22 protein-coding genes are annotated in these 23,542 nt (G+C 64.6%); 9 read left to right on the top strand and 13 right to left on the bottom strand.

The features are described 5' to 3' along the window. Positions 1-59 precede the first annotated feature (59 nt). Positions 60-1,031, top strand: a complete 972-nt coding sequence (locus IF809_RS21620; protein WP_128963173.1) for a YiiX/YebB-like N1pC/P60 family cysteine hydrolase — start codon at positions 60-62, stop codon at positions 1,029-1,031. 123 nt (positions 1,032-1,154) lie between these two features. Here the strand turns inward: IF809_RS21620 and IF809_RS21615 are convergent, their stop codons facing one another. Beyond that, entirely contained in the window at positions 1,155-1,430 is a 276-nt protein-coding gene (locus IF809_RS21615) for a metal-sensitive transcriptional regulator (protein WP_024338640.1), read from the bottom strand. A 62-nt stretch (positions 1,431-1,492) separates the two neighbouring features. On the opposite strand from IF809_RS21615, the gene IF809_RS21610 reads away from it, so the two are divergent. After that, positions 1,493-3,940 (top strand): heavy metal translocating P-type ATPase, encoded by a 2,448-nt coding sequence (locus IF809_RS21610; protein WP_462838451.1) that lies wholly within the window; start codon positions 1,493-1,495, stop codon positions 3,938-3,940. A gap of 189 nt (positions 3,941-4,129) precedes the next feature. Next, positions 4,130-4,573: a nickel-responsive transcriptional regulator NikR gene (nikR, locus tag IF809_RS21605; protein WP_462838450.1), complete on the top strand. Its 444-nt coding sequence runs from the start codon at positions 4,130-4,132 to the stop codon at positions 4,571-4,573. A gap of 141 nt (positions 4,574-4,714) precedes the next feature. Here nikR and IF809_RS21600 read toward each other — a convergent pair whose 3' ends face one another. Both IF809_RS21600 and IF809_RS21595 read right to left on the bottom strand, forming a co-directional pair. Continuing rightward, positions 4,715-5,659: a hydroxymethylglutaryl-CoA lyase gene (locus IF809_RS21600; protein ID WP_462838449.1), complete on the bottom strand. Its 945-nt coding sequence runs from the start codon at positions 5,657-5,659 to the stop codon at positions 4,715-4,717. Further along, on the bottom strand, positions 5,656-6,831 hold the full coding sequence (locus tag IF809_RS21595) for a CoA transferase (RefSeq protein ID WP_128963177.1): 1,176 nt from the start codon (positions 6,829-6,831) through the stop codon (positions 5,656-5,658). The genes IF809_RS21600 and IF809_RS21595 overlap by 4 nt, the downstream gene beginning before the upstream one ends. A gap of 106 nt (positions 6,832-6,937) precedes the next feature. Here IF809_RS21595 and IF809_RS21590 point away from each other — a divergent pair, with 106 nt between their 5' ends. Next, positions 6,938-7,870 (top strand): LysR family transcriptional regulator, encoded by a 933-nt coding sequence (locus IF809_RS21590; RefSeq protein ID WP_462838448.1) that lies wholly within the window; start codon positions 6,938-6,940, stop codon positions 7,868-7,870. 275 nt (positions 7,871-8,145) lie between these two features. Then, positions 8,146-9,561, top strand: a complete 1,416-nt coding sequence (locus IF809_RS21585; protein ID WP_462838447.1) for an MFS transporter — start codon at positions 8,146-8,148, stop codon at positions 9,559-9,561. A 115-nt stretch (positions 9,562-9,676) separates the two neighbouring features. Here the strand turns inward: IF809_RS21585 and IF809_RS21580 are convergent, their stop codons facing one another. Next, entirely contained in the window at positions 9,677-11,332 is a 1,656-nt protein-coding gene (locus IF809_RS21580) for a S53 family peptidase (RefSeq protein ID WP_128963180.1), read from the bottom strand. Between the two features lie 271 nt (positions 11,333-11,603). Here IF809_RS21580 and IF809_RS21575 point away from each other — a divergent pair, with 271 nt between their 5' ends. Together IF809_RS21575 and IF809_RS21570 are read left to right on the top strand one after the other, a co-directional pair. Further along, entirely contained in the window at positions 11,604-12,773 is a 1,170-nt protein-coding gene (locus IF809_RS21575) for a phosphorylase family protein (protein ID WP_462838446.1), read from the top strand. Between the two features lie 84 nt (positions 12,774-12,857). Next, entirely contained in the window at positions 12,858-13,598 is a 741-nt protein-coding gene (locus IF809_RS21570; protein ID WP_128963182.1) for a sulfate transporter family protein, read from the top strand. A 6-nt stretch (positions 13,599-13,604) separates the two neighbouring features. Here IF809_RS21570 and nth read toward each other — a convergent pair whose 3' ends face one another. Then, complete coding sequence (nth, locus tag IF809_RS21565; RefSeq protein ID WP_462838445.1) at positions 13,605-14,384, bottom strand: endonuclease III; 780 nt, start codon at positions 14,382-14,384, stop codon at positions 13,605-13,607. 22 nt (positions 14,385-14,406) lie between these two features. On the opposite strand from nth, the gene IF809_RS21560 reads away from it, so the two are divergent. Further along, positions 14,407-14,925, top strand: a complete 519-nt coding sequence (locus IF809_RS21560; protein WP_128963184.1) for a DUF2244 domain-containing protein — start codon at positions 14,407-14,409, stop codon at positions 14,923-14,925. Positions 14,926-14,981: 56 nt separating this feature from the next. Then, complete coding sequence (locus tag IF809_RS21555; RefSeq protein WP_462838444.1) at positions 14,982-15,878, top strand: methylated-DNA--[protein]-cysteine S-methyltransferase; 897 nt, start codon at positions 14,982-14,984, stop codon at positions 15,876-15,878. A 162-nt stretch (positions 15,879-16,040) separates the two neighbouring features. Here the strand turns inward: IF809_RS21555 and IF809_RS21550 are convergent, their stop codons facing one another. The 8 genes from IF809_RS21550 to dnaK all read right to left on the bottom strand — a co-directional run bounded on the left by IF809_RS21550 (position 16,041) and on the right by dnaK (position 23,386). After that, positions 16,041-16,664, bottom strand: a complete 624-nt coding sequence (locus IF809_RS21550) for a 2,3-bisphosphoglycerate-dependent phosphoglycerate mutase (RefSeq protein WP_128963186.1) — start codon at positions 16,662-16,664, stop codon at positions 16,041-16,043. Between the two features lie 26 nt (positions 16,665-16,690). Then, positions 16,691-17,509 carry a 4-hydroxy-tetrahydrodipicolinate reductase gene (gene dapB, locus IF809_RS21545; RefSeq protein WP_128963187.1) on the bottom strand — a complete coding sequence of 273 codons (819 nt, stop codon included), beginning with the start codon at positions 17,507-17,509 and terminating at the stop codon, positions 16,691-16,693. A 114-nt stretch (positions 17,510-17,623) separates the two neighbouring features. Then, positions 17,624-17,935, bottom strand: a complete 312-nt coding sequence (locus IF809_RS21540) for a DUF1330 domain-containing protein (protein WP_128948834.1) — start codon at positions 17,933-17,935, stop codon at positions 17,624-17,626. Positions 17,936-17,959: 24 nt separating this feature from the next. Further along, the gene (gene pyrF / locus IF809_RS21535) at positions 17,960-18,670 is read right to left on the bottom strand and encodes an orotidine-5'-phosphate decarboxylase (RefSeq protein WP_462838443.1); all 711 of its coding nucleotides are present in this window, start codon (positions 18,668-18,670) and stop codon (positions 17,960-17,962) included. Between the two features lie 6 nt (positions 18,671-18,676). Then, on the bottom strand, positions 18,677-19,255 hold the full coding sequence (locus IF809_RS21530; RefSeq protein ID WP_128963189.1) for an NADPH-dependent FMN reductase: 579 nt from the start codon (positions 19,253-19,255) through the stop codon (positions 18,677-18,679). A gap of 165 nt (positions 19,256-19,420) precedes the next feature. Next, on the bottom strand, positions 19,421-20,020 hold the full coding sequence (locus tag IF809_RS21525; protein WP_128963190.1) for a class I SAM-dependent methyltransferase: 600 nt from the start codon (positions 20,018-20,020) through the stop codon (positions 19,421-19,423). Positions 20,021-20,108: 88 nt separating this feature from the next. After that, positions 20,109-21,239 (bottom strand): molecular chaperone DnaJ, encoded by a 1,131-nt coding sequence (dnaJ, locus tag IF809_RS21520; RefSeq protein WP_462838442.1) that lies wholly within the window; start codon positions 21,237-21,239, stop codon positions 20,109-20,111. 245 nt (positions 21,240-21,484) lie between these two features. Continuing rightward, complete coding sequence (gene dnaK, locus IF809_RS21515) at positions 21,485-23,386, bottom strand: molecular chaperone DnaK (protein WP_128963192.1); 1,902 nt, start codon at positions 23,384-23,386, stop codon at positions 21,485-21,487. Positions 23,387-23,542: the final 156 nt, after the last annotated feature.

The raw sequence follows: 23,542 nt of genomic DNA, 5'->3' as shown, positions 1-23,542 counted from the left end.
ACAGGTTTCGACCATGATACAGATGGAAAAAAGACGGCCAGAAAGGCCGGGGAGAGCTCATGGGGACGGTCCTGGATTCAGTCGGCAAAGTGATTGCCGCGTACCTCTCGAAGGAGGTGCCGGGTTACGAGCCGTTCACGCCGAGCGACCCCGAACACCTGCGCGGCGTGATCCAGCCCGGCGACGTCATGCTGGTCGAGGGCAACAACCGCATCTCCGGCATCATCAAATACCTGACGCAGTCGACCTGGTCGCATGCCGCGCTCTATGTCGGTCCTGTCGAGGGCGCGGCCGAGCCCGACGGCGAGCCGCATGTGCTGATCGAGGCCAATATCGGCGAAGGCGTCACCTCCGCTCCGCTGTCGAAGTACTTCCCCTATCACACCCGCATCTGCCGGCCGGTCGGGCTGTCCTACGAGGACCGCACCACGGTGTGCCGCTATGCGATCAACCGCATCGGCTTTGGCTATGACACCAAGAACATCATCGATCTGATGCGCTTCCTGTTCCCGCTGCCGGTGCCGCAGCGCTGGCGGCGGCGCATGATCGCGCTCGGCTCGGGCGATCCGACCAAGATCATCTGCTCGGCACTGATCGCGCAGGCCTTCGATGCCGTGCGCTACCCGATCCTGCCGAAGATCACCAAGGCCGGCAGCCGCGCCGCCCGCCGCGAGATCCTGCACATCCGCGATTCCTCGCTCTACATGCCCCGCGACTTCGATATCTCGCCCTATTTCGAAGTGGTCAAACCCACCATCGTGCACGGCTTCGACTACACGGCCTTGCACTGGGCCGACAAGCAAAAGCCGCTCGAGGAGGTGGCGGGCTCATTCGGTGTGTTTCCAGAAACGTTCCGTGCGCCGCCGCTCGTTCCTGAAGCGATTGACGAAGAAGCGCCGGCTTCGGCTGAGCAAGTGATGCCGGCGACGACGCTCGATCGCGTCACCGCCTCCGAACATGTGCCGCTGCTGAGGAGGCTGGCCGCGTATCGCCCGCGACGCCGCGGGCGGACGAGAGAGCGGGCGGCCTAGCCGCCAGCGTCGTCCCGGCGAAGGCGCCTCAACCGTCGTTGCGAGCGCAGCGAAGCAATCCAGAATCCCTCCGCGGAAACAGTCTGGATTCCTTCGCTGCGCTCGCAATGACGGCGGAGAGAACTACCGCTCCGCCCGTCCGATCACCGCCATCAGCTCCGCGATCTTCTCGCGCTGATCGGCCTTGTCGCCGCTCGCGATCGCGTGCTCGACGCAATGGGCGACGTGGTCCTTCAGGATCTCTTCCTCGACCCGGCGCAGCGCGGCGCGGACAGCCGATATCTGCGTCACGATGTCGATGCAGTAGCGGTCTTCCTCTACCATTTTCGACAGGCCGCGAACCTGGCCCTCGATCCGGCCGAGACGTTTTCCGACAGATGCCTTGATGTCCTTGCGCATGCGGTCTATATACCCTTACCGGGTATAGGTTGCAAGACCGAGTCAAGGACCGGAGCATGGAAATGAGCGACGCGGATCACGGGCATCATCACAACGGACAGACTCACGGCGGATGCGGTTGTTCCAGCAAGGCGGCCGCTGCTCCCGCGCCCGCGACTTCCTCCTGCTGCGGCGGCCATGGCGACCATTCCGGCCATGATCACGGCCATGACGCCGCCGTCACAAAGGTTCTCGATCCCGTCTGCGGCATGACGGTCGATCCTGCGACCTCGAAACATCGCTTCGAGCATCACGGCGAGACCTTCCATTTCTGCTCGGCCGGCTGCCGCACCAAATTCGCCGCGGATCCCGCCAAGTATCTCACCAAAAACAAAACGGCCGAGCCCGAGATGCCGGCGGGCACGATTTACACCTGCCCCATGCATCCCGAGATTCGCCAGGTCGGACCCGGCAGCTGCCCGATCTGCGGCATGGCGCTGGAACCGGAGGTCGCGAGCCTGGAGACGGGACCCAATCCCGAGCTCGCCGACATGACGCGGCGCTTCTGGATCGGCGGCGCGCTGGCGTTGCCGCCCGTCGTTCTGGAGATGGGCGGCCATCTCGCCGGGCCGCACAATTGGATCGATCCGACCTTATCGAACTGGATCCAGCTCGTGTTCGCAACGCCCGTGGTGCTGTGGGCCGGCTGGCCGTTCTTCGTCCGCGGCTGGCAGTCGCTGCTGACGCGCAACCTCAACATGTTCACGTTGATCGCGATGGGAACCGGCGTCGCCTATGTCTACAGCCTGATCGGCACCATCGCGCCGCAGATTTTCCCCGCAACCTTCCGCGGCCATGAAGGCGCGGTCGCGGTCTATTTCGAGGCCGCCGCCGTCATCACCGTCCTCGTGCTGCTCGGCCAGGTGCTGGAGCTGCGCGCCCGCGATGCGACTTCTGGCGCGATCAAGGCGCTGCTGCAGCTCGCGCCGAAAACCGCGCGCCGCGTCGACGCCGATGGCAGCGAGCACGAGGTCGAAATCGACACGCTCCATGCCGGCGATCGCCTGCGTGTTCGTCCCGGCGAGAAGGTGCCGGTCGACGGCATCATTCTCGAGGGCCGCTCCTCGCTCGATGAATCGCTGGTGACGGGCGAATCCATGCCGGTGACAAAGGAGGTCGACGCCAAGGTCATCGCCGGCACGCTCAATCAGTCCGGCAGCTTCGTCATGCGCGCCGACAAGGTCGGGCGCGAGACGCTGCTGTCGCAGATCGTGCAGATGGTGGCGGATGCCCAGCGTTCGCGCGCGCCGATCCAGCGGCTGGCCGATCAGGTCGCCGGCTGGTTCGTGCCGTCGGTCATCGCTGTCGCCATCGCGGCCTTCGCCGCTTGGGCCTGGTTCGGACCGGAGCCGCGGCTGGCCTTCGGCCTCGTCGCCGCCGTCAGCGTGCTGATCATCGCCTGCCCCTGCGCGCTGGGGCTCGCCACCCCGATGTCGATCATGGTCGGCGTCGGCCGCGGTGCACAGGCCGGCGTGCTGATCAAGAACGCCGAGGCGCTGGAGCGGATGGAGAAGATCGACACGCTGGTGGTCGACAAGACCGGCACGCTCACCGAAGGCAAGCCCAAGGTGGTCGCGATCGTGCCGGCATCCGGTTTCGCGGAAAAGGACATCCTGCGGCTTGCCGCCACCGTCGAGCGCGCCAGCGAGCATCCGCTGGCTGACGCGATCGTGCGCACCGCGAAGGAGAAGCAGCTTGCGCTGGGCCAGGTGGAAGAATTCGACTCGCCAACGGGCAAGGGCGCGACCGGCAAGGTCGACGGCAGGAGCGTGGTGCTCGGCAACGCAAGATATCTGACATCGATCGCCATCGACACCAAGCCGCTCGATGCCGAGGCCGAACGCTTGCGTGGCGACGGCGCGACCGTCATCAACATGGCGGTCGACGGCAGGCTTGCCGGCCTGTTCGCCATCGCCGATCCTGTCAAGGCCTCGACCCCGGACGCGCTGAAGGCACTCGCCGCTGAGGGCATCAAGGTGATCATGCTGACCGGCGACAACAGAACCACGGCCGAAGCGGTGGCGCGCCGGCTCGGCATTGCCGATGTCGAGGCCGAGGTGCTGCCCGACCAGAAGAGCGCGGTGGTGGCGAAGCTGCAGAAGGCCGGCCGCAGCGTCGCAATGGCCGGCGACGGGGTCAACGACGCACCGGCGCTGGCGGCGGCCGAGGTCGGCATCGCCATGGGCACCGGCACCGACGTCGCGATGGAAAGCGCAGGCGTCACGCTGCTGAAGGGCGATCTCACCGGCATCGTGCGGGCGCGAAAGCTGTCGCAGGCGACGATGAGCAATATCAGGCAAAACCTGTTCTTCGCCTTCATCTACAACGCCGCCGGAATCCCGATCGCCGCAGGCATCCTCTATCCGGCCTTCGGCCTGCTGCTGTCGCCGATCATCGCGGCCGCCGCGATGGCGCTATCCTCGGTGAGCGTGGTCGGCAACGCGCTGCGGCTGCGCGCAACGCGGTTGTGATGACCTCTCCTCTCCCTCTCCCCGTTCTTACGGGGAAAGGGTTGGGGTGAGGGGCCGCCTCCGCGAATTCATTGCAAGTGAGACTTGCGGAGGGTCCCCCTCATCCGAAATTCAAGCTACGCTTGAATTCCGACCTCTCCCCGCACGCGGGGCGAGGTAAGAAACAGCGGTACCCGCGGAGAGGGCCTGATGCAGCGGATTACCATCACGATCGAGGACGATCTTCTGGCGGAGATCGACGCCGCGGCCGAGGCGCGCGGCTACCAGAACCGCTCGGAGATCATCCGCGATCTCGCCCGCGCGGGCCTGCAGCAATCGAGCGAGGACACTGCACAAACGGGCGCCTGCGTCGCCGGCCTCGTCTATGTCTACGATCACGCCGCCCGAGACCTCTCGAAGCGGCTGGTGCAGGAATTCCACGGCCATCATGACCTCGCGCTCGCGACCCTGCATGTTCATCTCGACGACAACAATTGCATGGAGATGACGGCGCTGAAGGGCGATGCTGCCGAGGTCCGGCACTTTGCCGACCACATCATCGCCGAGCGCGGCGTCCGCTACGGGCGTGTGGTGATGATCCCGACGGGGGACAGCAAGCCGAAGGGGCGGAAGCACGGCCATCGGCACGAGTGAGCCTAGTGCTCGTGCCCCGGACAGGAATCGTAGGGTGGGCAAAGGCGCACTTGCGCCATGCCCACGATTAATCCCAGACGGCGTAGAGGTCGTGGGCACGCTTCGCTTTGCCCACGCTACGATACTGCCCGAGTGGCGAGATCACGCCGCCTTCGCACTCGCACCCGGCAACCCCGCCCGCGCGAGGCCGCCGTAGAGCTGCTCGTTCGGCATTTCCTCCCGCAAAATCTTGCGCACCGCGATCAGCCTGTCGAGATCGATCCCCGTCGCAAAACCCTTGCTCTCGCACAGGAACACGAGGTCCTCGAACACGACGTTGCCGGTCGCGCCGGGCGCAAAGGGGCAGCCGCCAAGGCCGCCGAGCGAGCCGTCGAGGATGCGGACACCTTCGTCCAGCGCCGCGGCGGCGTTGGCGATGCCCATGCCGCGGGTGTCGTGGAGATGGATGCAGATCGGCTTTGTCCCCGCGAGCTTGACTGCGGCGCGCGACAATTCAGCCACCTGTTTCGGCCCGGCATAGCCGACCGTGTCGGCGATCGCGACGAAATCGACACCGGCCTCGAGGCATTTGTCGACGAGACGCAGCACCTCTTTCGGCTCGACCGCGCCTGATATCGAGCAGCCCAACGCCATCGAGATCGCCGCGTTCACCAGCGGCTTGTGGCTGCTGGCATCGCGCAGCTCGCAGAGCCGCTTGATGTTGGCGATCGCCGAATCGCGCGAGCGATGCGCATTGGCCTGGCTGTGCTCCTCGGTCGCCGATACCACCGAGGCGATCTCGCCGACGCCTGATTGCAGCGCCTCGTTGACCCCGCGCTCGTTCAGCGCGAGCGCGATGCCATGGGCGCCTGGAAGGCTCGCCACCGTTCCGATGACCTCGCGGACATCGACGAATTGCGGAAAGGTCTTGGCCGGCAGGAACGAGCCGACCTCGAAATGCCTGACACCGGCAGCGTACTCCTCGCGCACCCAGCGCCGCTTGGCTTCGGTCGAAGGAAATGTCTTCACGAGCTGAAGCCCGTCGCGCAGGCCGACTTCGCGCAACACGACGCGGTCAGCAGGATAAATCGTCTCGATCCGGCTCATGCGCGCCTCCCAGCGGCTTTTGACGTGATATCGTTGCTGTCGACCTCGGCGCGAACCGCCGAGGTGTCGGCGCCGAGCGGCGCGACCTTGAGGCCTTCGCCGAGATGATCACCGTTCCACTCGATCGGCAGCGTCGGCACGTGGAACGGCTTGCCGTCGGCGGTGACGTTGGTGACGAGCCCGCCCGGCCGCAGCACGTGCGGATCGGCGAGGAGATCCTCGGGCCGGTTGATCGGGGAGAAGCAAATGTTGAGCGCGTCGAGCTTTTGCGACAGCTCGGCCACGTTCCACTGGCGGATGATCTCCGCCACACGCGGAAGGATCCGCGGACGCGCGAGGATGCGATCGGTGGTGGTGCGCAAGGCGGGATCGTCGAGAAACTCGTTCAAGCCGAACTCGCGGCAGAACGCCTGCCAGTGGCCCTCGGTCACGACGCCGATGAAGATGCGGCCCTCACCGGCGGCATCGAAAATGTCGTAGATCGGCCAGGCGTGCTCGCGCTCCGGCATCGAGCGCGGCTTGTTGCCGGTCATCTCGTATTCCACCATGTGCTGGGCAACCAGGAACAGGCAGTTCTCGAACAGCCCGATGCGGATGTCCGCACCGTCGCGCTTGCCGCCGCGTTTCTGATAGAGCGCGGCGAGAATCGCGATCACGCCGAACATGCCGCCCATGATGTCGTTGGCGGAGGAGCCGACGCGCTGCGGCTTCTCCTTGGTGCCGGTCATCGCGGCGAGCCCCGACATCATCTGCACGACCTCGTCGAGCGCGGGACGATGCTCATAGGGGCCGGAGAGAAAGCCCTTGTGGCCGGCGATGATCAGATGCGGATGCCTGCGGCGCAACTCCTCGGCGCCGAGCCCCTGCTTCTCGAGCAAGCCGTCGCGAAAATTTTCCAGGAACACATCGGCGGTCTCCAGCAGCCGGTGCATGGTGTCGCGATCCTCAGGGACCTCGAAGTCCAGCACCACGCTACGCTTGCCGCGGTTGAACAGCGGGAAGAACGCGGTGCCCATGCCGCCCAGGGAGCGGGTCTTGTCACCGGCGGGCGGCTCGACCTTGATCACCTCGGCTCCCAACTGCGCGAGGATCATGCCGCAGGTCGGGCCCATGACCATGTGGGTCATCTCGACGACCCGCACGCCCTCGAGCGGCAATCCGGTCTCAGCCATCCGTCACTCCCTGTCGGTTCGGCGCAAAGACTAGGTCTTCACAAGCCTTCTTAAAAATATAATCTGTCGAAGAATGCCTTCGCAGATCTAGAACGTTGGCCCGCTCATGGATTCGCGCCAGCTCCGCTATTTCATCGCCGTTTACGAGCAGCGGAACCTGTCGCGCGCCGCCGACCAGGTGAATGTCGCCCAGTCCGCGCTCAGCCATCATATCTCGAATCTGGAAGCCGAGTTCGCCACGCCGCTGTTCGAGCGCAAGTCTCGCGGCATGGATCCGACCGCGGCCGGCGAGCGGCTCTACGAGCATGCGCGCATCATCCTGCGCGCGATGGCGGAGGCCGAGACCGAGGTGCGCGAGGGTGCCCGCGTCATCGCCGGCGAGATCTCGATCGGCATGGCCAATTCCGGCGTCAAGGCGATCGGCGTCGAGCTGATGCGCACGGTGCTGACGAAATATCCAAAACTCAAGCTGTCGCTCACCGAGAGCCTGTCGGGCGCGACGCTGATGCATCTGATGGTCTCCAATGTCGACCTCGCCCTGGTCTACAATCCGCCCTCCGAGAAGGAGCTGATCACCGAGGCGGTGCTCGAAGAGGAGATGTTCCTGGTCGGCATCCCCAAACTCGTCGGCAAGGGCAGGGCGCCGATCCGGTTCGAGGAGCTGAGCCGGCTGCCGCTGATCCTCTTGCGCTACGGCCTCGGCCTGTCCTCCCGCGCGCTGCTCGATGATCCCGTGCTGCTCAAGCGGCTGGAGGGCGGCGCGATCCTGCACGCCAACTCCATCACGGGCATGACCGGCGCGCTGGTGGAGGGGCTCGGCTGCACCATCGCCACAAAGCTGTTCGCGCGCGAGGAGCTGGCCGCTGGCCGCCTGGTCGCGCGCAAGGTGGTCGAGCCGAAATTGACCCGCACGCTCTATCTCTGCCGCCTGCGCAACCGCCCGATGACCTACGCCATGGAAGAGATGCGTCGGTTGATGCTCTCGCTGATCGCCGACCAGGTGCGCAGCGGCGGCTGGCAGGCGACACTGGCGGGGTGAGGGGGCGGCCTCCGCCGAAACGGTGAGCGCCGCCGTCATTGCGAGCGCAGCGAAGCAATCCAGAGTCTTTCCGCGGAGGGATTCTGGATTGCTTCGCCTGCGCTCGCAATGAGGTGCGGATGGTTCGTTCGAAAATCTCGAACGCTTCCATCGATATGTTCTTCTGGATTTCCGGCTTCCAACCGCCAACATGGCACGATCCGGCAAGGTTCACAAAAGACCACAGAGATGAGCCGCCGGAACCGCGCGCTTATAGCGCGCCACGGGAGGACATCATGAGCGTCGTGGGAATCGACACGAATATCGGGATCGACACGCCATCACCATCAGGACCCGACGAGATCTCGCGGCGGCTCGAGGCGATGCCGGCGACAGGCTATGTCTGGAGGCTCGTCATCCTGCTTTCGCTCGGCGGCTGCTTCGAGATCTACGATCTGTTCCTGACCGGCTACATCGCGCCTGGCCTCAGCCGCAGCGGCCTGCTCTCCACGACGACGCAGGCCTTCTTCGGCTTCTCCGGGATCGGTGCCTTCGTCGCCGCAACCTTCGCCGGCCTGTTCGTCGGCACCTTCTTCCTCGGCTTCCTCGCCGATCGTTTTGGCCGGCGCGCGATCTTCACCTATGCCCTGCTCGCCTACACCACCGCGTCCGTGATCATGGCCTGCCAGACCTCCTCCGGAGGTCTTCTGCTGTGGCGCTTCCTCGCCGGCATCGGCATCGGCGTCGAGGTCATCACCATCGATGCCTACATCACCGAGCTGGTGCCGAGCCGGATGCGCGGACGCGCCTTTGCGGTGAACCAGTCGATCATGTTCGTCGCGGTGCCCGTTGTCGCCTTCCTCGCCTGGTGGCTGGTGCCGCTCGCGCCTTACGGCGTCGAAGGCTGGCGCTGGGTGGTGCTGATTGGCGCCGCCGCCAGCATGATCATCTGGGTGCTGCGGCTGTTCGTGCCCGAAAGCCCACTCTGGCTGGCGCGTCACGGCCGCACCGAGGACGCGTTCCGGATCCTCGCAACCCTCGAAGCCAGAGGCGGCGCAGCGATGAACCCCTCAACTTCGCCCGCGCGGCCAGCGACTCAGACGACCACACGCGTCGCCTTCGCCGATCTTTTCCGGCCGCCTTATGTCTCGCTCGTCGTCCTGTTCATGGTGTTCAACCTCTGCCAGGCCTTCGGCTTCTACGGCTTTGCCAATTGGGTGCCGACGCTGCTGGTGGAGAAAGGCATCACCGTCACCAAGAGCCTGCAATATTCCTTCATCGTCGCCTTCGCCTATCCGATCGCGCCGCTGCTCGCCGCCAGCTTCGCCGACAGGTTCGAACGCCGGTGGATCATCGCCGGCGCCTGCATCGCCATCATCGTGTTCGGGATGGCGTTCGCGCAGATGACCGCGCCGGCCTTGCTGATCGTCTGCGGCGTGCTGCTGACCGCCTGCAACACGACGATGTCCTACGCCTATCACGCCTACCAGACGGAGGTGTTTCCGACCCAGATCCGGGCGCAGGCCTCGGGCCTCGTCTATTCGATGAGCCGGCTCTCCGCGACATTCTCCGGCTTCATCGTCGCCTACATGCTGAAGGAGGCCGGCGTGACCGGCGTGTTCGGCCTGATCACCGCGGCGATGCTGATCGTGGTGATCGCCATGGCGCTGTTCGGCCCTGATGTGCGCGGCAAGGCACTGGATACGGTGTAGCTGAGTTCGCCATTGCGAGCGTAGCGAAGCAATCCAGAGTCCGTCCGCAGAGACAGTCTGGATTGCTTCGTCGCGAGAGCTCCTCGCAATGACGGAGGAGAGAGCGCCGATAGGCTCACGCCGCCAGCAGATCCTGCAACGCCGCGCCGTTGGGAACGCCGAGGCCGGAGCAGGGATCCCAGCCGGGACCGGCCTTGTACATGCCGTGCAGCGAGCCGGTGATGTCGTTATTGCCGACCGTGATGTCGCGGAACACGCCTTGCGCGTGCGAGGCGTAGATCAGTGGGTTGATGAAGCCGACCGTCTTGCCGAATTTCTTGGTCGTAGCCTCGTTGATGCGGGCGATCAGCCCGGCCATCAGCGGCGCCACCGCACTGGTGCCGCCGATCGTGGTCATCACACCGTTGAGGAATATCTGATAGCCGGTCGCCGGATCGGCATCGCCGGCGACGTCAGGCACGCCGCGGCCGCTCCGATGGGCCGGCGATTTCGGGACATGCGCGTTGGCCTGGTATTTCGGCTCCGCGAACATCACGCTGACGCCGCCACCACCCGCGCCGTCCTGCGGACCGCCGTTCCAGACCACCTCTGTAATCGAACCATTCGGCGCTCTGAGATTGGTCCCACCGCAGGCCAGCGCAAAGGGGCTCGACGCCGGGAAATCGGCATGCGGCTTGCCATCCCAGCCCTCGGCCATGTCGGCCGAACCGTTGTCACCGGACGCGACGCAGACGGTGACGCCCATGGCGGCGGCATCTCGGATCGCTTCGTTGAGACCGTCCACGAATTGCTGCGAGCTCTCCGGATCCTCCGGTCCGCCCCAGCTGATCGAGATCACCGAGGGTTTTCGCGCGTTGTCATGAACGGCGGCCTTGACCGCATCGATGAAGCCGTTGGTCGTGTTGGGCGCGAAATAGACGACCATCTTGGCGCCGGGCGCGACCGCGCCGGCCACCTCGATATCGAGCACGACCTCGCCGTCGGCGTCGGAGTGGCCGGGCTTGTTGGCACCGCCGTCGACGCTTGCGGGTGCGATCTGCGGCATCGGGATGCCCGCCTTCTTGAAGAACGTTTTCAGATCCGAGGTCTTGTAGCCTGCGCCCGTGGGATGACCCTTGGTGTCGATGTCGTTGAGCTCGATGATGGCGATGCACTGCCCGGCGCCGGTCTCGCCGCCCGGGAAGTTGTAGAGCTTGGCGATCTCTTCGACCGAGAAGCTGCCGCCCTGCCCTGCTCGCGCGGTCGCCCCCTTCTTCGCTGTCTTGCTGGCCGACTTGCGCCGGAAATGCGGCTGCGCCACCGGCCGGTTATCGAGGCCATGCACGCCGACCACGATGCCTTCGAGCTCGGCCGGGATCTGCACATTGCCCTTGCGCATGCGATAGGTCGCGCCCTCGTGCTTGACCTTGTTGAGCTTGACGCCGAAAGCCGCACCCATCGCTTTCACCGTGCCGGTCAGCTTCACCGTGCGGGAAGCCAGATGCACGCTCTTGACGTTGAGGTCATGGTGATGGGCGAAATCGTCGATCTTGGCGACATCGGCCGTATCGGCGCCCATCTGTTCGGCGAACTCGGTGCGGGAAAGATATTGTCGCTCGCGCGGCGGTTGCGCGCCGAGTGCCATCACCTGTTCGTCGTCGGCGCGTTTGGCGCGGAGACGAACGCTGATCTCGATTTCCTGCTTGGGGTCGGCCGCGCCGACGAGCTTGGCTCCCTTCGGCAATTTGCGGGCGCTGTTCGCCAGCGTGACACGCTTAGTCGAGCTTGCCATGACTTCCTCCGTTTGTGATTGGAAGGCTGATTGTCGCACCTCAACTATAGGTGTAATCTCAGCAGCGAATTGGTTCAGGTGATTGATCGATTATTTTCGCACGCGAGCTTGTTTGATAGGGCGAGCGCCCTTCACTCTCAAACCGACACGGAATGGGTCAATAGCCCCGACCATTCCGTGAATGGATTTTCGATCTAAGATTGCAACCGTCGGCTGATCCGGCCGACCAACGAAATACGTTTGTCAAAAACAATTGGGCGGAGACCGCGTGATGCCTGCAGACCGCAAATGGGTTGAGAGAAATCTGGGGTTCGATCCGATCACCACGCCGCCGCCGCGCGAGACCTTTACAGTCAAGCGTATCGCGGATGCCGCCGTGAGGAAGACCGCGAAGGTCGCGCCCGAGGACTTTCAGCGCGAGATCATCGATTTCGATTCCGAATCGACCGAAGGCCGTGAGTTCATGGCCTTCTCGACCGCGACCGGACTGTCGCGCTTCACCGACATTCCCTGGCCCAAGGGGCTCGCCCCGCAGACCGGGCCGAAGCCGGGCAACGGCAAGGGCCCGCTGCCCCGTGCCGACGTACTGGTCGTGACCTGGACCGTCGACGAAGGGCACGCAACCAGCCGCGTGCTGACGCCAGGCAAGGATTCGCACAACGACTACGTTCCTTACACGCACAACTACGCAACCATCTCGAAGAGGATGCGGAATGGCTGCCCGGCCAAGGAGCTGAAGCGGCTCGGCAGCTTCTGGACCACGACGATCGGCAAGAAGAAGGTCGTGGTCTTCAAATCCGATTCGCACATGTCGCAGGACGGTCCGCAGTTGCCGAACATCGACGTCTGGCGCCAGATCATCACGGAGGTGCAGCCGACGCTCGTCATCACCACGGGCACGGCCGGCGGCATCGGCAGAAAGGTCGAGGTCGGCGATGTCGTCGTCAGCCCGATCGTGCGCTTCGACTGCCTGTCGAAATTCAAGAAGCAGCCGTTTGCGCAGGCGCATTTCTCCAGCAAGCCGGCCAAGACGACGAAGTTCGCAACCGCCAAGACGCTGTTCAAGGCCAATGCCGGACAGCTGCCAAAGGACAACACGAGGCCGCCGAAGATATTCGTGGTCAAGCCGAGCGAACTGTCGTCCTCCGTGGTCACGACCGATTTCTTCGGCTTCGACACCTCGGACAATCACTTCAAGCTTCAAGGGCTTGGCGACGTCTCCGAGATGGGCGATGCCGTCCTCGGCCTCGTGGTGCAGGAGATGGGCGCCAAGGCGCCGCGCTGGCTTGCGATCCGCAACGTCTCCGATCCGCAGATCAAGGCCGAGGGCACCTTGAAGCAGCAGGAGCAGGTCGCCGCCCAGATCTACAAGGGGTTCGGCCGCTGGAGCACGGTCTGCAGCGCCATTGCCTGCTGGGCCAGCATCGCAGCGGAGCCTTAGGACTGATCAAGCCAAGGGTCAGCCTCCCTTGCCGAAGCGGCCCGGGGTGTCTACCTCTCGCGGATGGTTTGGTGAGAGGTTCCCATGCTGGATGCCGCCGTCAAGGCGCTGTCGCAAATGATGTCGCCGCCGATGCGATCGATCCTGTGGCGGTCGATCGGTCTTGCGCTGGTGCTCATCGTGGTGCTCGCGATCGGGCTGCAGCGGCTGCTGAGCTGGTTCGCGACCTATGGCGAGGTCTGGCTGGAGGGCCTGCTCGGGCCGAGCTGGCACTCCTCGCTGGAGGTGCTGGCCTGGATCATCTCCATTGCCGCCGGCTTCGGCGTCGTGTTCGGCAGCGTATTCCTGATGCCGGCGATCACCTCGCTGGTGGCGAGCTTCTTCGTCGACGACGTCGCCGACATCGTCGAGCGCGAATATTATCCGGCCGAGCGGCCGGGCATGGCGCTGCCGTTCAACCAGGCGATCCTCGAAGGCATCAAGACCGCGCTGTTGACCATTCTGGTCTATCTCGCCGCGTTGCCGCTGGTGTTCCTGGCCGGCGCCGGTTTTCTGATTTTCTTCCTTGCGGCAGCATGGCTGCTCGGGCGTGAATATTTCGAGCTTGCCGCGATGCGCTTCCGCTCGCCGGAGGATGCGAAAGCGATGCGCCGCGACAATGCCGCGACGATCTTCACCGCGGGCCTGTTCATCGCGGCTTTCGTCTCGATCCCGGTCGTGAACCTGGCGACTCCGATCTTCGGCATGGCCTTCATGGTCCACATGCACAAGCGGCTGTCGGGCTCCCGGCCCGAGCTGATCGAGCCGGCGCGGCAGGTGCGATAGCGGTGCTCACACCGTCTTCTCCGGCCACCGGCAGAGGTCGTTGATCAGGCAGACCTCGCAGCGCGGCTTGCGCGCAAGACAAGTGTAGCGGCCGTGCAGGATGAGCCAATGATGAGCATGCAGCATGAATTCGGCCGGGATCACCTTTTCGAGACCAAGCTCGACCTCGAGCGGCGTCTTGCCGGGTGCAAGGCCCGTGCGGTTGCCGACGCGGAAGACGTGCGTGTCCACCGCCATCGTGTGCTCGCCGAAGGCCATGTTGAGCACGACATTGGCGGTCTTGCGTCCCGCGCCCGGCAGCGACTCGATCTCGGCGCGCGTGCGCGGCACCTCGCCGCCGAACTCGGCGAGAAGTTTCGCCGATAGCGCGATCACGTTCCTGGCCTTGGTGCGATAGAGGCCGATGGTCTTGATGTAGTCGCGCAAACGCTCCTCGCCGAGGTCGAGCATCTTCTGCGGCGTGTCGGCGATCTTGAACAATTCCCGTGTCGCCTTGTTGACCCCGGCATCGGTCGCCTGCGCCGAGAGCACCACGGCGACCAGCAGCGTGAAAGGATTGACGTGCTCGAGCTCGCCCTTCGGCTCGGGATTGGCCTTGCGGAAACGGCTGAAGACCTCGCGAACTTCGGCCGGTGTCCAAGGCTTGATGGAATTGGGTTTCGCCGCCTTGAGAGATTTCTTCGCGGGCTTGTTCTCAGCGGGCCTGGGCTTCGCGGCGGCCGCCTTTGCCGTTTTCTTCGGCACCGCCGCTTTGCGCGGGGCCGGCTTGCGGGTGATTTTCGCCATGATCGGGATATACTGAGGGACGATGAGCACAGGCAACGAAATTGAGCGCGAGAATGAGCAGCAGATCTTCTCCGCGCTGCTGACGCCGCATCGCTCGCTCAACCGCACCGGCTTTCTCGCCGTGATGCTGTTCCTGAGCGTCGTCAGCTTTGCCACCGGCATCGTCTTCCTGATGAAGGGCGCCTGGCCGGTGCTCGGCTTTTTCGGCCTCGACGTGCTCGTGGTCTGGTGGGCCTTCAAGGTCAATTTCCGCACCGCCCGGGCGCGCGAGGAGATCACCGTCACGACCTCCGAATTGCGCGTGCGGCGGATCAGCCATCGCGGTCAGGTCGCCGAATTCACCTTCAATCCGCTCTGGGTCCGCCTCGACATGGAGGTCGACGAGGATTTTGGCATCGAGCATCTCTACCTGATCTCGCGCGGTCAGCAGATCCAGATCGCGCGGTTCCTCGGACCGGATGAAAAAGCAAGCTTTTACAAAGGCTTGATTGAGGCGCTCAACGCCGCCAAGCGGGGCCCGACCTACAACCCGATCACCTGATCGGCGGGTCGGAAATCGGGTGGTTTCGACCCGGTGCCGGGCCTACATTTCCGCTCATGATGACACTCGCCATACATGACCAGCGCCTGGCCAGACCGGGCTCCCAGACCGCCGCGTTGCGCGACTATGATTCGGTGCGCCGGGCGATCGCTTTCATCTCGGAAAACTGGCGCGCGCAGCCGACCATCGAAGCGGTGGCGGACGCGGCCGGCGTCACGCCGGATGAGCTGCACCATCTGTTCCGCCGCTGGGCGTCGATCACGCCGAAGGCTTTCATGCAGGCGCTGACACTCGACCACGCCAAGGGACTGTTGCGGGACTCTGCGAGCATCCTCGATGCGGCACTCGACTCCGGGCTTTCAGGTCCCGGCCGCCTGCACGACCTCTTCGTCACCCACGAGGCGATGTCTCCCGGCGAATGGAAGAACGGCGGCGCAGGACTCACTTTGCGCTACGGCTTCCATCCCTCGCCCTTCGGCACCGCGATCGTGATCGCGACGGACCGCGGCCTTTCAGGTCTCGCCTTCGCCGATTCGGGCGAGGAGCAGGTCGCGCTCGCCGACATGACGCGGCGCTGGCCCAACGCCACCTATGTCGAAGACCACGAAGGCACCGCACCGCTGGCGGCGCGCATCTTCGACACCAAGCTGTGGCGGCCGGACCAGCCGCTCCGCATCGTGCTGATCGGCACCGATTTCGAGGTGCGGGTATGGGAGACGCTGTTGAAGATCCCGATGGGGCGCGCGGTGTCCTATTCGGACATCGCCTGCAACATCAACAATCCGAAGGCCTCGCGGGCCGTCGGCGCCGCCGTCGGCAAGAACCCGGTCTCCTTCGTCGTGCCCTGCCACCGCGCGCTCGGCAAGAGCGGCACGCTCACGGGCTATCACTGGGGCATCACCCGCAAGCAGGCGATGCTGGGCTGGGAAGCCGGACAGCTGGGAATGCAATGATCTTTCTTCCCCCTCGCCCCGCTCTTGCGGGGAGAGGGTCGGGGCGAGGGGCGGCTTCCGCAAAATCGGAGGCAGCTGGACTCGCGGAGAGTCCCCCTCACCCGGAATCCGCGCTGCGCGCGAATTCCGGCTCTCCCTGCAGGCGGGGAGAGCCGAAGAAGCCTATCCCGCCAGATCCAGCTTCGACGCCACCGTCGAATCCGCATTCAGCCGGTAGATGATCGGAACACCGGTCGCGAGTTCGCGCTTCAAGATTCCTTCGGGCGAGAGCTTTTCCAGCACCATGATCAGCGCGCGCAGTGAGTTGCCGTGCGCGGCCACCAGCGTGCGCTTGCCGTTGAGCACGCCAGGTAGAATCTCCTGCACGTAATACGGCAAGGCGCGCGCGAGCGTGTCCTTCAGGCTTTCGCCGCCGGGCGGCGGTACATCGTAGGAGCGGCGCCAGACATGGACCTGCTCCTCGCCCCATTTCTTGCGGGCGTCGTCCTTGTTGAGGCCGGAGAGATCGCCATAGTCGCGCTCGTTCAGCGCGAGGTTCTTCGAGGTCGGCAGGCCCTGCTGGCCGAGTTCGCCGAGAATGAGATCGAGCGTGTGCTGCGCGCGCGTCAGGACCGAGGTGAAGGCGACATCGAACACGAGCCCCTGTGCCTTGAGCTTGCGCCCGGCTTCCCTGGCTTCCTTCACACCAAGCTCGGTGAGGTCAGGATCTTTCCAGCCTGTGAACAGGTTCTTCAGATTCCATTCGCTCTGGCCGTGGCGCACGAGCACGAGAAGACGTTCGCTCATTGACTGCTTTCCGTTCGCTAATTTGGTTAGATGTCGGCGAGGCCGAGCACGTCGGCCATGGAATAGTGCCCCGGATTCTTGCCATGCGCCCACAGCGCCGCCTTCAGCGCGCCATGGGCGAACAGCATGCGGTCCTCGGCCTGGTGCGACAGCGTCAGGCGTTCGAACGGGCCGAGGAACGTCACGCTGTGATCACCGGCGACGGTGCCGCCGCGCAAGGAGGCAAAGCCGATCGCGCCCGGCTTGCGCGCGCCGGTGATGCCATCGCGGCCGCGCTCCGAATGCGCCTCATCGAGCGGGATACCGCGACCGCTCGCCGCCGCCTGCCCCAGCATCAGCGCGGTGCCGGAGGGCGCATCGACCTTCATGCGGTGATGGGATTCGACGATCTCGATGTCGAAGCTCTCGTCGAGCGCCTTGGCGACGCGCTTGACCACCGCGGCCAGCAGATTGACGCCGAGGCTCATATTGCCTGACTGCACCACGACTGCGCGGTTTGTGACACTCTTGATCACGGCGTTGTCGGAGCCCGAAAGCCCGGTGGTGCCGACGACGTGGACGATGCCGCGCTCCGCCGCGATCGCGACATTGGCGATCGTTGCGGCCGGCACGGTGAAATCCAGGATGCCGTCGGCATCCTTCGACATCGCCCAGAGGTCGGCGGACAGCTTGATGCCGTTGGCGGGCAGACCGGCCAGCACGCCGGCATCCTTGCCAAGCAGCTCCGAGCCCGGCGCCTCCAGGGCGCCGGCCAGCACCGCGCCTTTGCTGTCGGCAATCGCCCGTACCAGGGCGCGGCCCATCCGGCCGCCGGCTCCGGCTACAATCAAGCGCATGTCTGACATGGTGTGATCCTCTCAGCTGCGTTGTAGCGGCGCGATGCAGTTCCGGCAACCGAGGGGGATCTGAAGCCGTCATTCCGGACCGCCCCAAGGGCGAGCCCGGAATGACGGGGCGCCTCAACCGTCCTGCGGCTGCGGGCCGTCATAGCCCTCGATGATGATGAGGTCGGCGATCGAGTGCGGCTGCCGCACCTTGATGTTGGCCTGGTATTCCGGCGAATTGTAGCAGGCGATCGCGGTCTGATAGTCAGGGAATTCGATCACGACGTTGCGGGTTCGGCTGGCGCCCTCGACAGTGGTGAACTTGCCGGCGCGGACCACGAAGCGGCCTCCCCATTTCTTGAAAATGGGACCGTTGGCGACGGCATAGGGCTTGTAGCCCTCGTCATTGCTCACGTCGACGCGCCCGATCCAGTAGCCTTTTGCCATTGTTCTTCTCCTTGGTTTTTGCCGTTAGCCGAGTGCTTGCACGATCTCGGCCTGGATGGCGTCAGCCGCGGCCTTGGGGTCCGCAGCTTCCACCACAGGACGCCCGACGACGAGATAATCCGCGCCAGCGCTGATCGCGCGAGCGGGTGTCATGATGCGCTTCTGATCTCCGGTTGCCGAGCCCGCCGGGCGAATGCCGGGCGTGACCAGAGCCATCTGGTGGCCGACGATCTTGCGCAAGGCTCCGGCTTCTTCGGGCGACGACACCAGCCCGTCGATGCCGAGCGCCCGCGCCTGTTGCGCGCGCGCTTCGACCAGTTCGGAAACGCCGAGCCGGAAGCCTGCCGCGCGCAGATCATCGTCATTGTAGGAGGTCAGCACCGTGACGGCGAGGAGCTTCAGCTTTGAAGAACCGCGACCTTCAACTGCGCCCTTCATGGTCTGCGGATAAGCGTGCACGGTCAGGAAGGTCGCACCGAGCTTTGTGATGCTCTCGACGCCCTGAGCCACGGTGTTGCCGATGTCGTGCAGCTTGAGATCGAGAAAGACCTTCTTGCCGCTGTCGGCAAGCTTTGCCACCAGCGGCAATCCACCGGCATAAGCGAGGCGATAGCCGATCTTGTAGAAGGTGATGCTATCGCCGAGCCTTGCGATCATCGCCTCCGCAGCATCGACGCTTGGCAGATCGAGCGCGACGATCAGACGATCCTTCGGGGCGATTTCGGCTGGCGTCATGTCACCTCACATCATGCGTTGGGAAATGTCGATCAATTGCCGCGCCAGCTCCTTCAGGGCCGCGATGTCGCCCTCGTTCTTCAACCTGTCCATATCGTCATAGGCCTGGTCGGCAAAGGCGAGCGTGAGCTGGCTGGCAATCACATTGGCGTGGCAGGAGGTCAGGATCAGCCGCAAGGCCTGGAGCGCGCGGGCGGCACCTAGCCGGCTCTGCGATGCGCCGGCGAGCGCAAAGGTGCGATTGCGGAACACCTCGCCGCGGGCCTCGTGCAGTTCGTGGACGCGGCTGACCCAGTCGATCGCGTTCTTGAGCAGCGGCGGCACCGAGGCGTTGTATTCGGGCGAGACGATCAGCACGCCATGATGCGCACCGATCATGCGCTTCAGATTGATCGCATTCTTGGGTACCCCCGACTTGGCCTGGAGATCGCCGTCATAGATCGGCAGCGGAAAATCGGCGAGCGAGATGCGGGTGACGTCAACGCCGGCCTGGGCGAATTCATACGCGGCGACCGCGGCCAGCTTCACATTGTGAGAGCCGCTGCGGGTCGAACCAGGAATGACCAGGATTTTCGGAGCTGACATCCGGGCGGCGAACTCCGTTCACCTCTCCCGCTTGCGGGGGAGGTCGACGCGCGAAGCGCGGCGGGAGGGGGCTTTCTCGACTGGGGGAATCCACCGTGGAAACACCCCCACCCCAACCCTCCCCCGCAAGCGGGAGAGGGAGCGCACCGCGTTCGTGGCGACAGATTAGTCCTTGCGATACACCCAGACGCGGGCCGGCGGAAGGTTCATCCAGATCCGTTCCGAGGCCTCTGTGGACACACCGGGCAGTGATTTCGGGATCGGCGGCACGACCGCATAGGTGAACTGGACGAAGGGCGCGCCGGGCGCGAGCGCCGTGAAGGCGTCGCGGATCAGCCGCAGCCGCGTCAGCATCGGTTTCGTGACCAGCGGCAGGCCGGAGACGACGGCGCTCGCCGGCGCGCTCAGGACATTCCAGAGCGTGTCGCGCAGACGATAGGCATCGCCCTGCACCACCTTGGCCTGCGGATAGCGGTCGCGCAGCAGGGCGCAGAAGCCGGGATTGTATTCGACGAGGACGAGACGCTTCTGGTCGACGCCGCGCTCGACCAGGGCCGAGGTGATGGCCCCCGTGCCGGGCCCGAGCTCGACCACCGGCGCATCCGAATCGGGATCGACATAGTGAGCCATGGTCCGCGCCAGCAGCTTGCCGGACGGCATCACCGCGCCCATGTGCAGCGGCTTTTCGATCCACGACCTGAGAAAACGCACCTCGTCATCGAGACGGGGCTTCTTCAACGCACGCGCGGACGATGGCAAGGGCATGTCAGGACCGGACGGGACCGCGGGACCGCGGCGTGTCAGAAAATGGTCATAAAGACGTATAGGCCGAACACGATACGGTCAAGCCGAGTCAGTTCGCCCGATTACCGAAGAAATCCTTGACCTTGGCGAAGAAGCCCTCGGATTCCGGCTGGGTATTGCCGGAGGAGAGCTTTTCGAACTCGGCCAGCAATTCCTGCTGTTTCTTGGTGAGGTTCTGCGGGGTCTCGACCACGACCTGGACGTACATGTCGCCCATCTGCCGTGAGCGCAACACCGGCATACCCTTTGACGCAATGCGGAATCGGCGGGCGGACTGGGTTCCGGCGGGGACCTTCACCTTGGCCTTGGCCTTGTCGATGGTCGGCACCTCGAATTCGCCGCCGAGCGCGGCGGTCACCATCGAGATCGGCACGCGGCAATGCAGATCGGCGCCGTCGCGCTGGAAGAACTGGTGCTGGGCCAGCGAGAGGAAGATGTAGAGGTCGCCGGGCGGGCCGCCACGGACGCCGGCCTCGCCTTCGCCGGCAAGCCGGATCCTGGTGCCGTCCTCGACACCTTGGGGAATGTTGACCGATAGCGTCCGCTCGCGGGTGACGCGGCCCTGTCCCGAGCAGGAGGGGCAGGCATCCTCGATCATCTGGCCACGGCCCTGGCAGCCGGGGCAAGTGCGCTCGAGGGTGAAGAAGCCCTGCGACTGCCGCACGCGGCCGGCGCCGCCGCAGGTCGAGCAGGTCTTCGGTTTGGTGCCGGCCTTGGCGCCAATGCCCGAGCAGGCCTCGCAGGTGACCGAGACCGGGATCTCGATCTGAGCGGTCTTGCCGCTGAAGGCCTCCTCGAGGGTGATTTCCATGTTGTAGCGCAGATCGGCGCCACGCTCGCGGCCGCCGCGGCCGCGCTGCCCGGCCATGCCGAACAGATCTTCGAAGATGTCGGAGAAGGACGAGGCAAAGCCGGCGCCGAAACCGGCACCGCCGCCGCCACCCTGCTCGAAAGCGGCGTGACCGTAACGGTCATAGGCGGCGCGCTTGTCCTTGTCCTTGAGGACCTCGTAGGCCTCGTTGATTTCCTTGAATTTGACTTCGCTGGTCGCATCGCCGGGATTGCGGTCGGGATGGAATTTCATCGCCAGCTTGCGGAACGACGACTTCAGCTTGCTCTCGTCGGCATCGCGTTCGACTTCGAGGGTCTCGTAGTAGCAGCGCTTTGTGGACGTGGACATGTCTGACTCAGGTCTATCCGATCGCGATTCAGGTCGGGGCGAAACACCGTCGCCACGCGACGATATAGGCAGCCTTCCGCATCTCCGCAGAGGGCTGCATGGCAGTGTTGAGCATAGCGGCTGGGAATTGATCCATCGTAACGGGCCGATCGCCCGCCCGCTCCGACACGAAAGCCTCCCCCCTCAGGGGGGAGGCCAGAGAAGCGTGTCGGGTCCAAGCCGTCCGCATCATACCCTCGCGGGCTTTAGGCGGACTTCTTGCTGTTCTTGTCGTCGTCGACCTCGGTGAATTCCGCGTCGACGACGTCATCCTTCGCAGCGTCCTTGGCCGCGTCGGATTCGGCCTGCTGCTTGTACATGGCCTCGCCGAGCTTCATCGAAGCCTGCGCCAGCGTATTGGTCTTGGCCTTGATCGCCTCGGCATCGGTGCCCTTCAGCGCTTCCTTGAGGTCGCTGACGGCATCCTCGATGGCGCGGCGTTCGGTCTCGGAGACCTTCGAACCGTGCTCAGCCAGCGCCTTCTCGGTCGAATGCACCAGCGCGTCGGCATGGTTCTTGGCATCGACCGCTTCGCGGCGCTGCTTGTCGGCCGCGGCATTGGCCTCGGCGTCCTTCACCATCTTGTCGATGTCGGCTTCCGACAGACCGCCGGAGGCCTGGATGCGGATCTGCTGCTCCTTGCCGGTGGCCTTGTCCTTGGCCGAGACGTTGACGATGCCGTTGGCGTCGATGTCGAAGGTCACCTCGATCTGCGGCATGCCGCGGGGGGCCGGCGGAATGCCCATCAGGTCGAACTGGCCGAGCATCTTGTTGTCGGCCGCCATTTCACGCTCGCCCTGGAAGACGCGGATGGTGACGGCATTCTGATTGTCTTCAGCCGTCGAGAACACCTGGCTCTTCTTGGTCGGGATCGTGGTGTTGCGGTCGATGATGCGAGTGAACACGCCCCCCAGCGTCTCGATGCCCAGCGACAGCGGGGTCACGTCGAGCAGCAGCACGTCCTTGACGTCGCCCTGGAGCACGCCGGCCTGGATCGCAGCGCCAATCGCCACGACTTCGTCCGGGTTGACGCCCTTGTGCGGCTCCTTGCCGAACAGCTGCTTCACGACTTCCTGGACCTTCGGCATGCGCGACATGCCGCCGACCAGCACGACTTCGCCGATCTCACCGGCGGTGACGCCGGCGTCCTTCAGCGCCTTGCGGCAGGGCTCGACGGTCTTCTGGATGAGGTCGTCGACCAGCGCCTCGAACTTGGCGCGGGTGAGCTTCATCGTCAGATGCTTCGGGCCGGTCTGGTCCGCGGTGATGAAGGGCAGGTTGATCTCGGTCTGCGTCGTCGACGACAGCTCGATCTTGGCCTTCTCTGCGGCTTCCTTCAGGCGCTGCAACGCGAGCTTGTCGTTGCGCAGGTTGATGCCCTGCTCCTTCTGGAATTCGTCGGCGAGATAGCCAACGAGCCGCATGTCGAAATCTTCGCCGCCGAGGAAGGTGTCGCCGTTGGTCGACTTCACCTCGAACACGCCGTCGCCGATTTCGAGAATGGAGATATCGAAAGTGCCGCCGCCGAGGTCGTACACGGCGATGGTGCCGGCCTTGGTCTTGTCGAGGCCATAGGCGAGCGCGGCCGCGGTCGGCTCGTTGATGATGCGCAGAACTTCAAGGCCCGCGATCTTGCCGGCGTCCTTGGTCGCCTGGCGCTGGGCGTCGTTGAAGTAGGCGGGAACGGTGATGACGGCCTGGTCGACCTTCTGGCCGAGATGGGCTTCCGCGGTCTCCTTCATCTTCTGCAGGATGAAAGCGGAGACCTGCGAGGGCGAGTAGGTCTGGCCGTCGGCCTCGACCCAGGCGTCGCCGTTGGAAGCCTTCACGATCTTGTACGGAACGAGCTTCTTGTCCTTCTCGACCATCGGGTCGTCGTAGCGGCGGCCGATGAGGCGCTTCACTGCGAAGAAGGTGCGCTCGGGATTGGTGACGGCCTGGCGCTTGGCCGGCTGGCCGACGAGGCGCTCGCCGTCATCAGTCACGGCGACGATCGAAGGCGTCGTGCGCATGCCTTCGGAATTCTCGATGACTTTGGCGTTTTTGCCATCCATCACGGCGACGCACGAATTCGTGGTGCCGAGGTCGATCCCAATGACCTTTCCCATGGTCCTGATATCCTTCTTTTTGCGGCAGGTTGGTTGGGCCCAGAAGGCACCCAATCCGAAACCCCCTAAGATCAAACATTCGCGAGATTGCGATGGTTGAGGCTCATATAGGAGGGGGGGAGGGGCCCGCAAGGACCGAACGCAAGTTTGGACCGT

The sequence above is a fragment of the Bradyrhizobium sp. UFLA06-24 genome, from assembly GCF_054967145.1.
The sequence above is the reverse complement of the archived record's forward strand: the minus strand, read 5'-3'. Positions and strand labels throughout refer to the sequence as shown.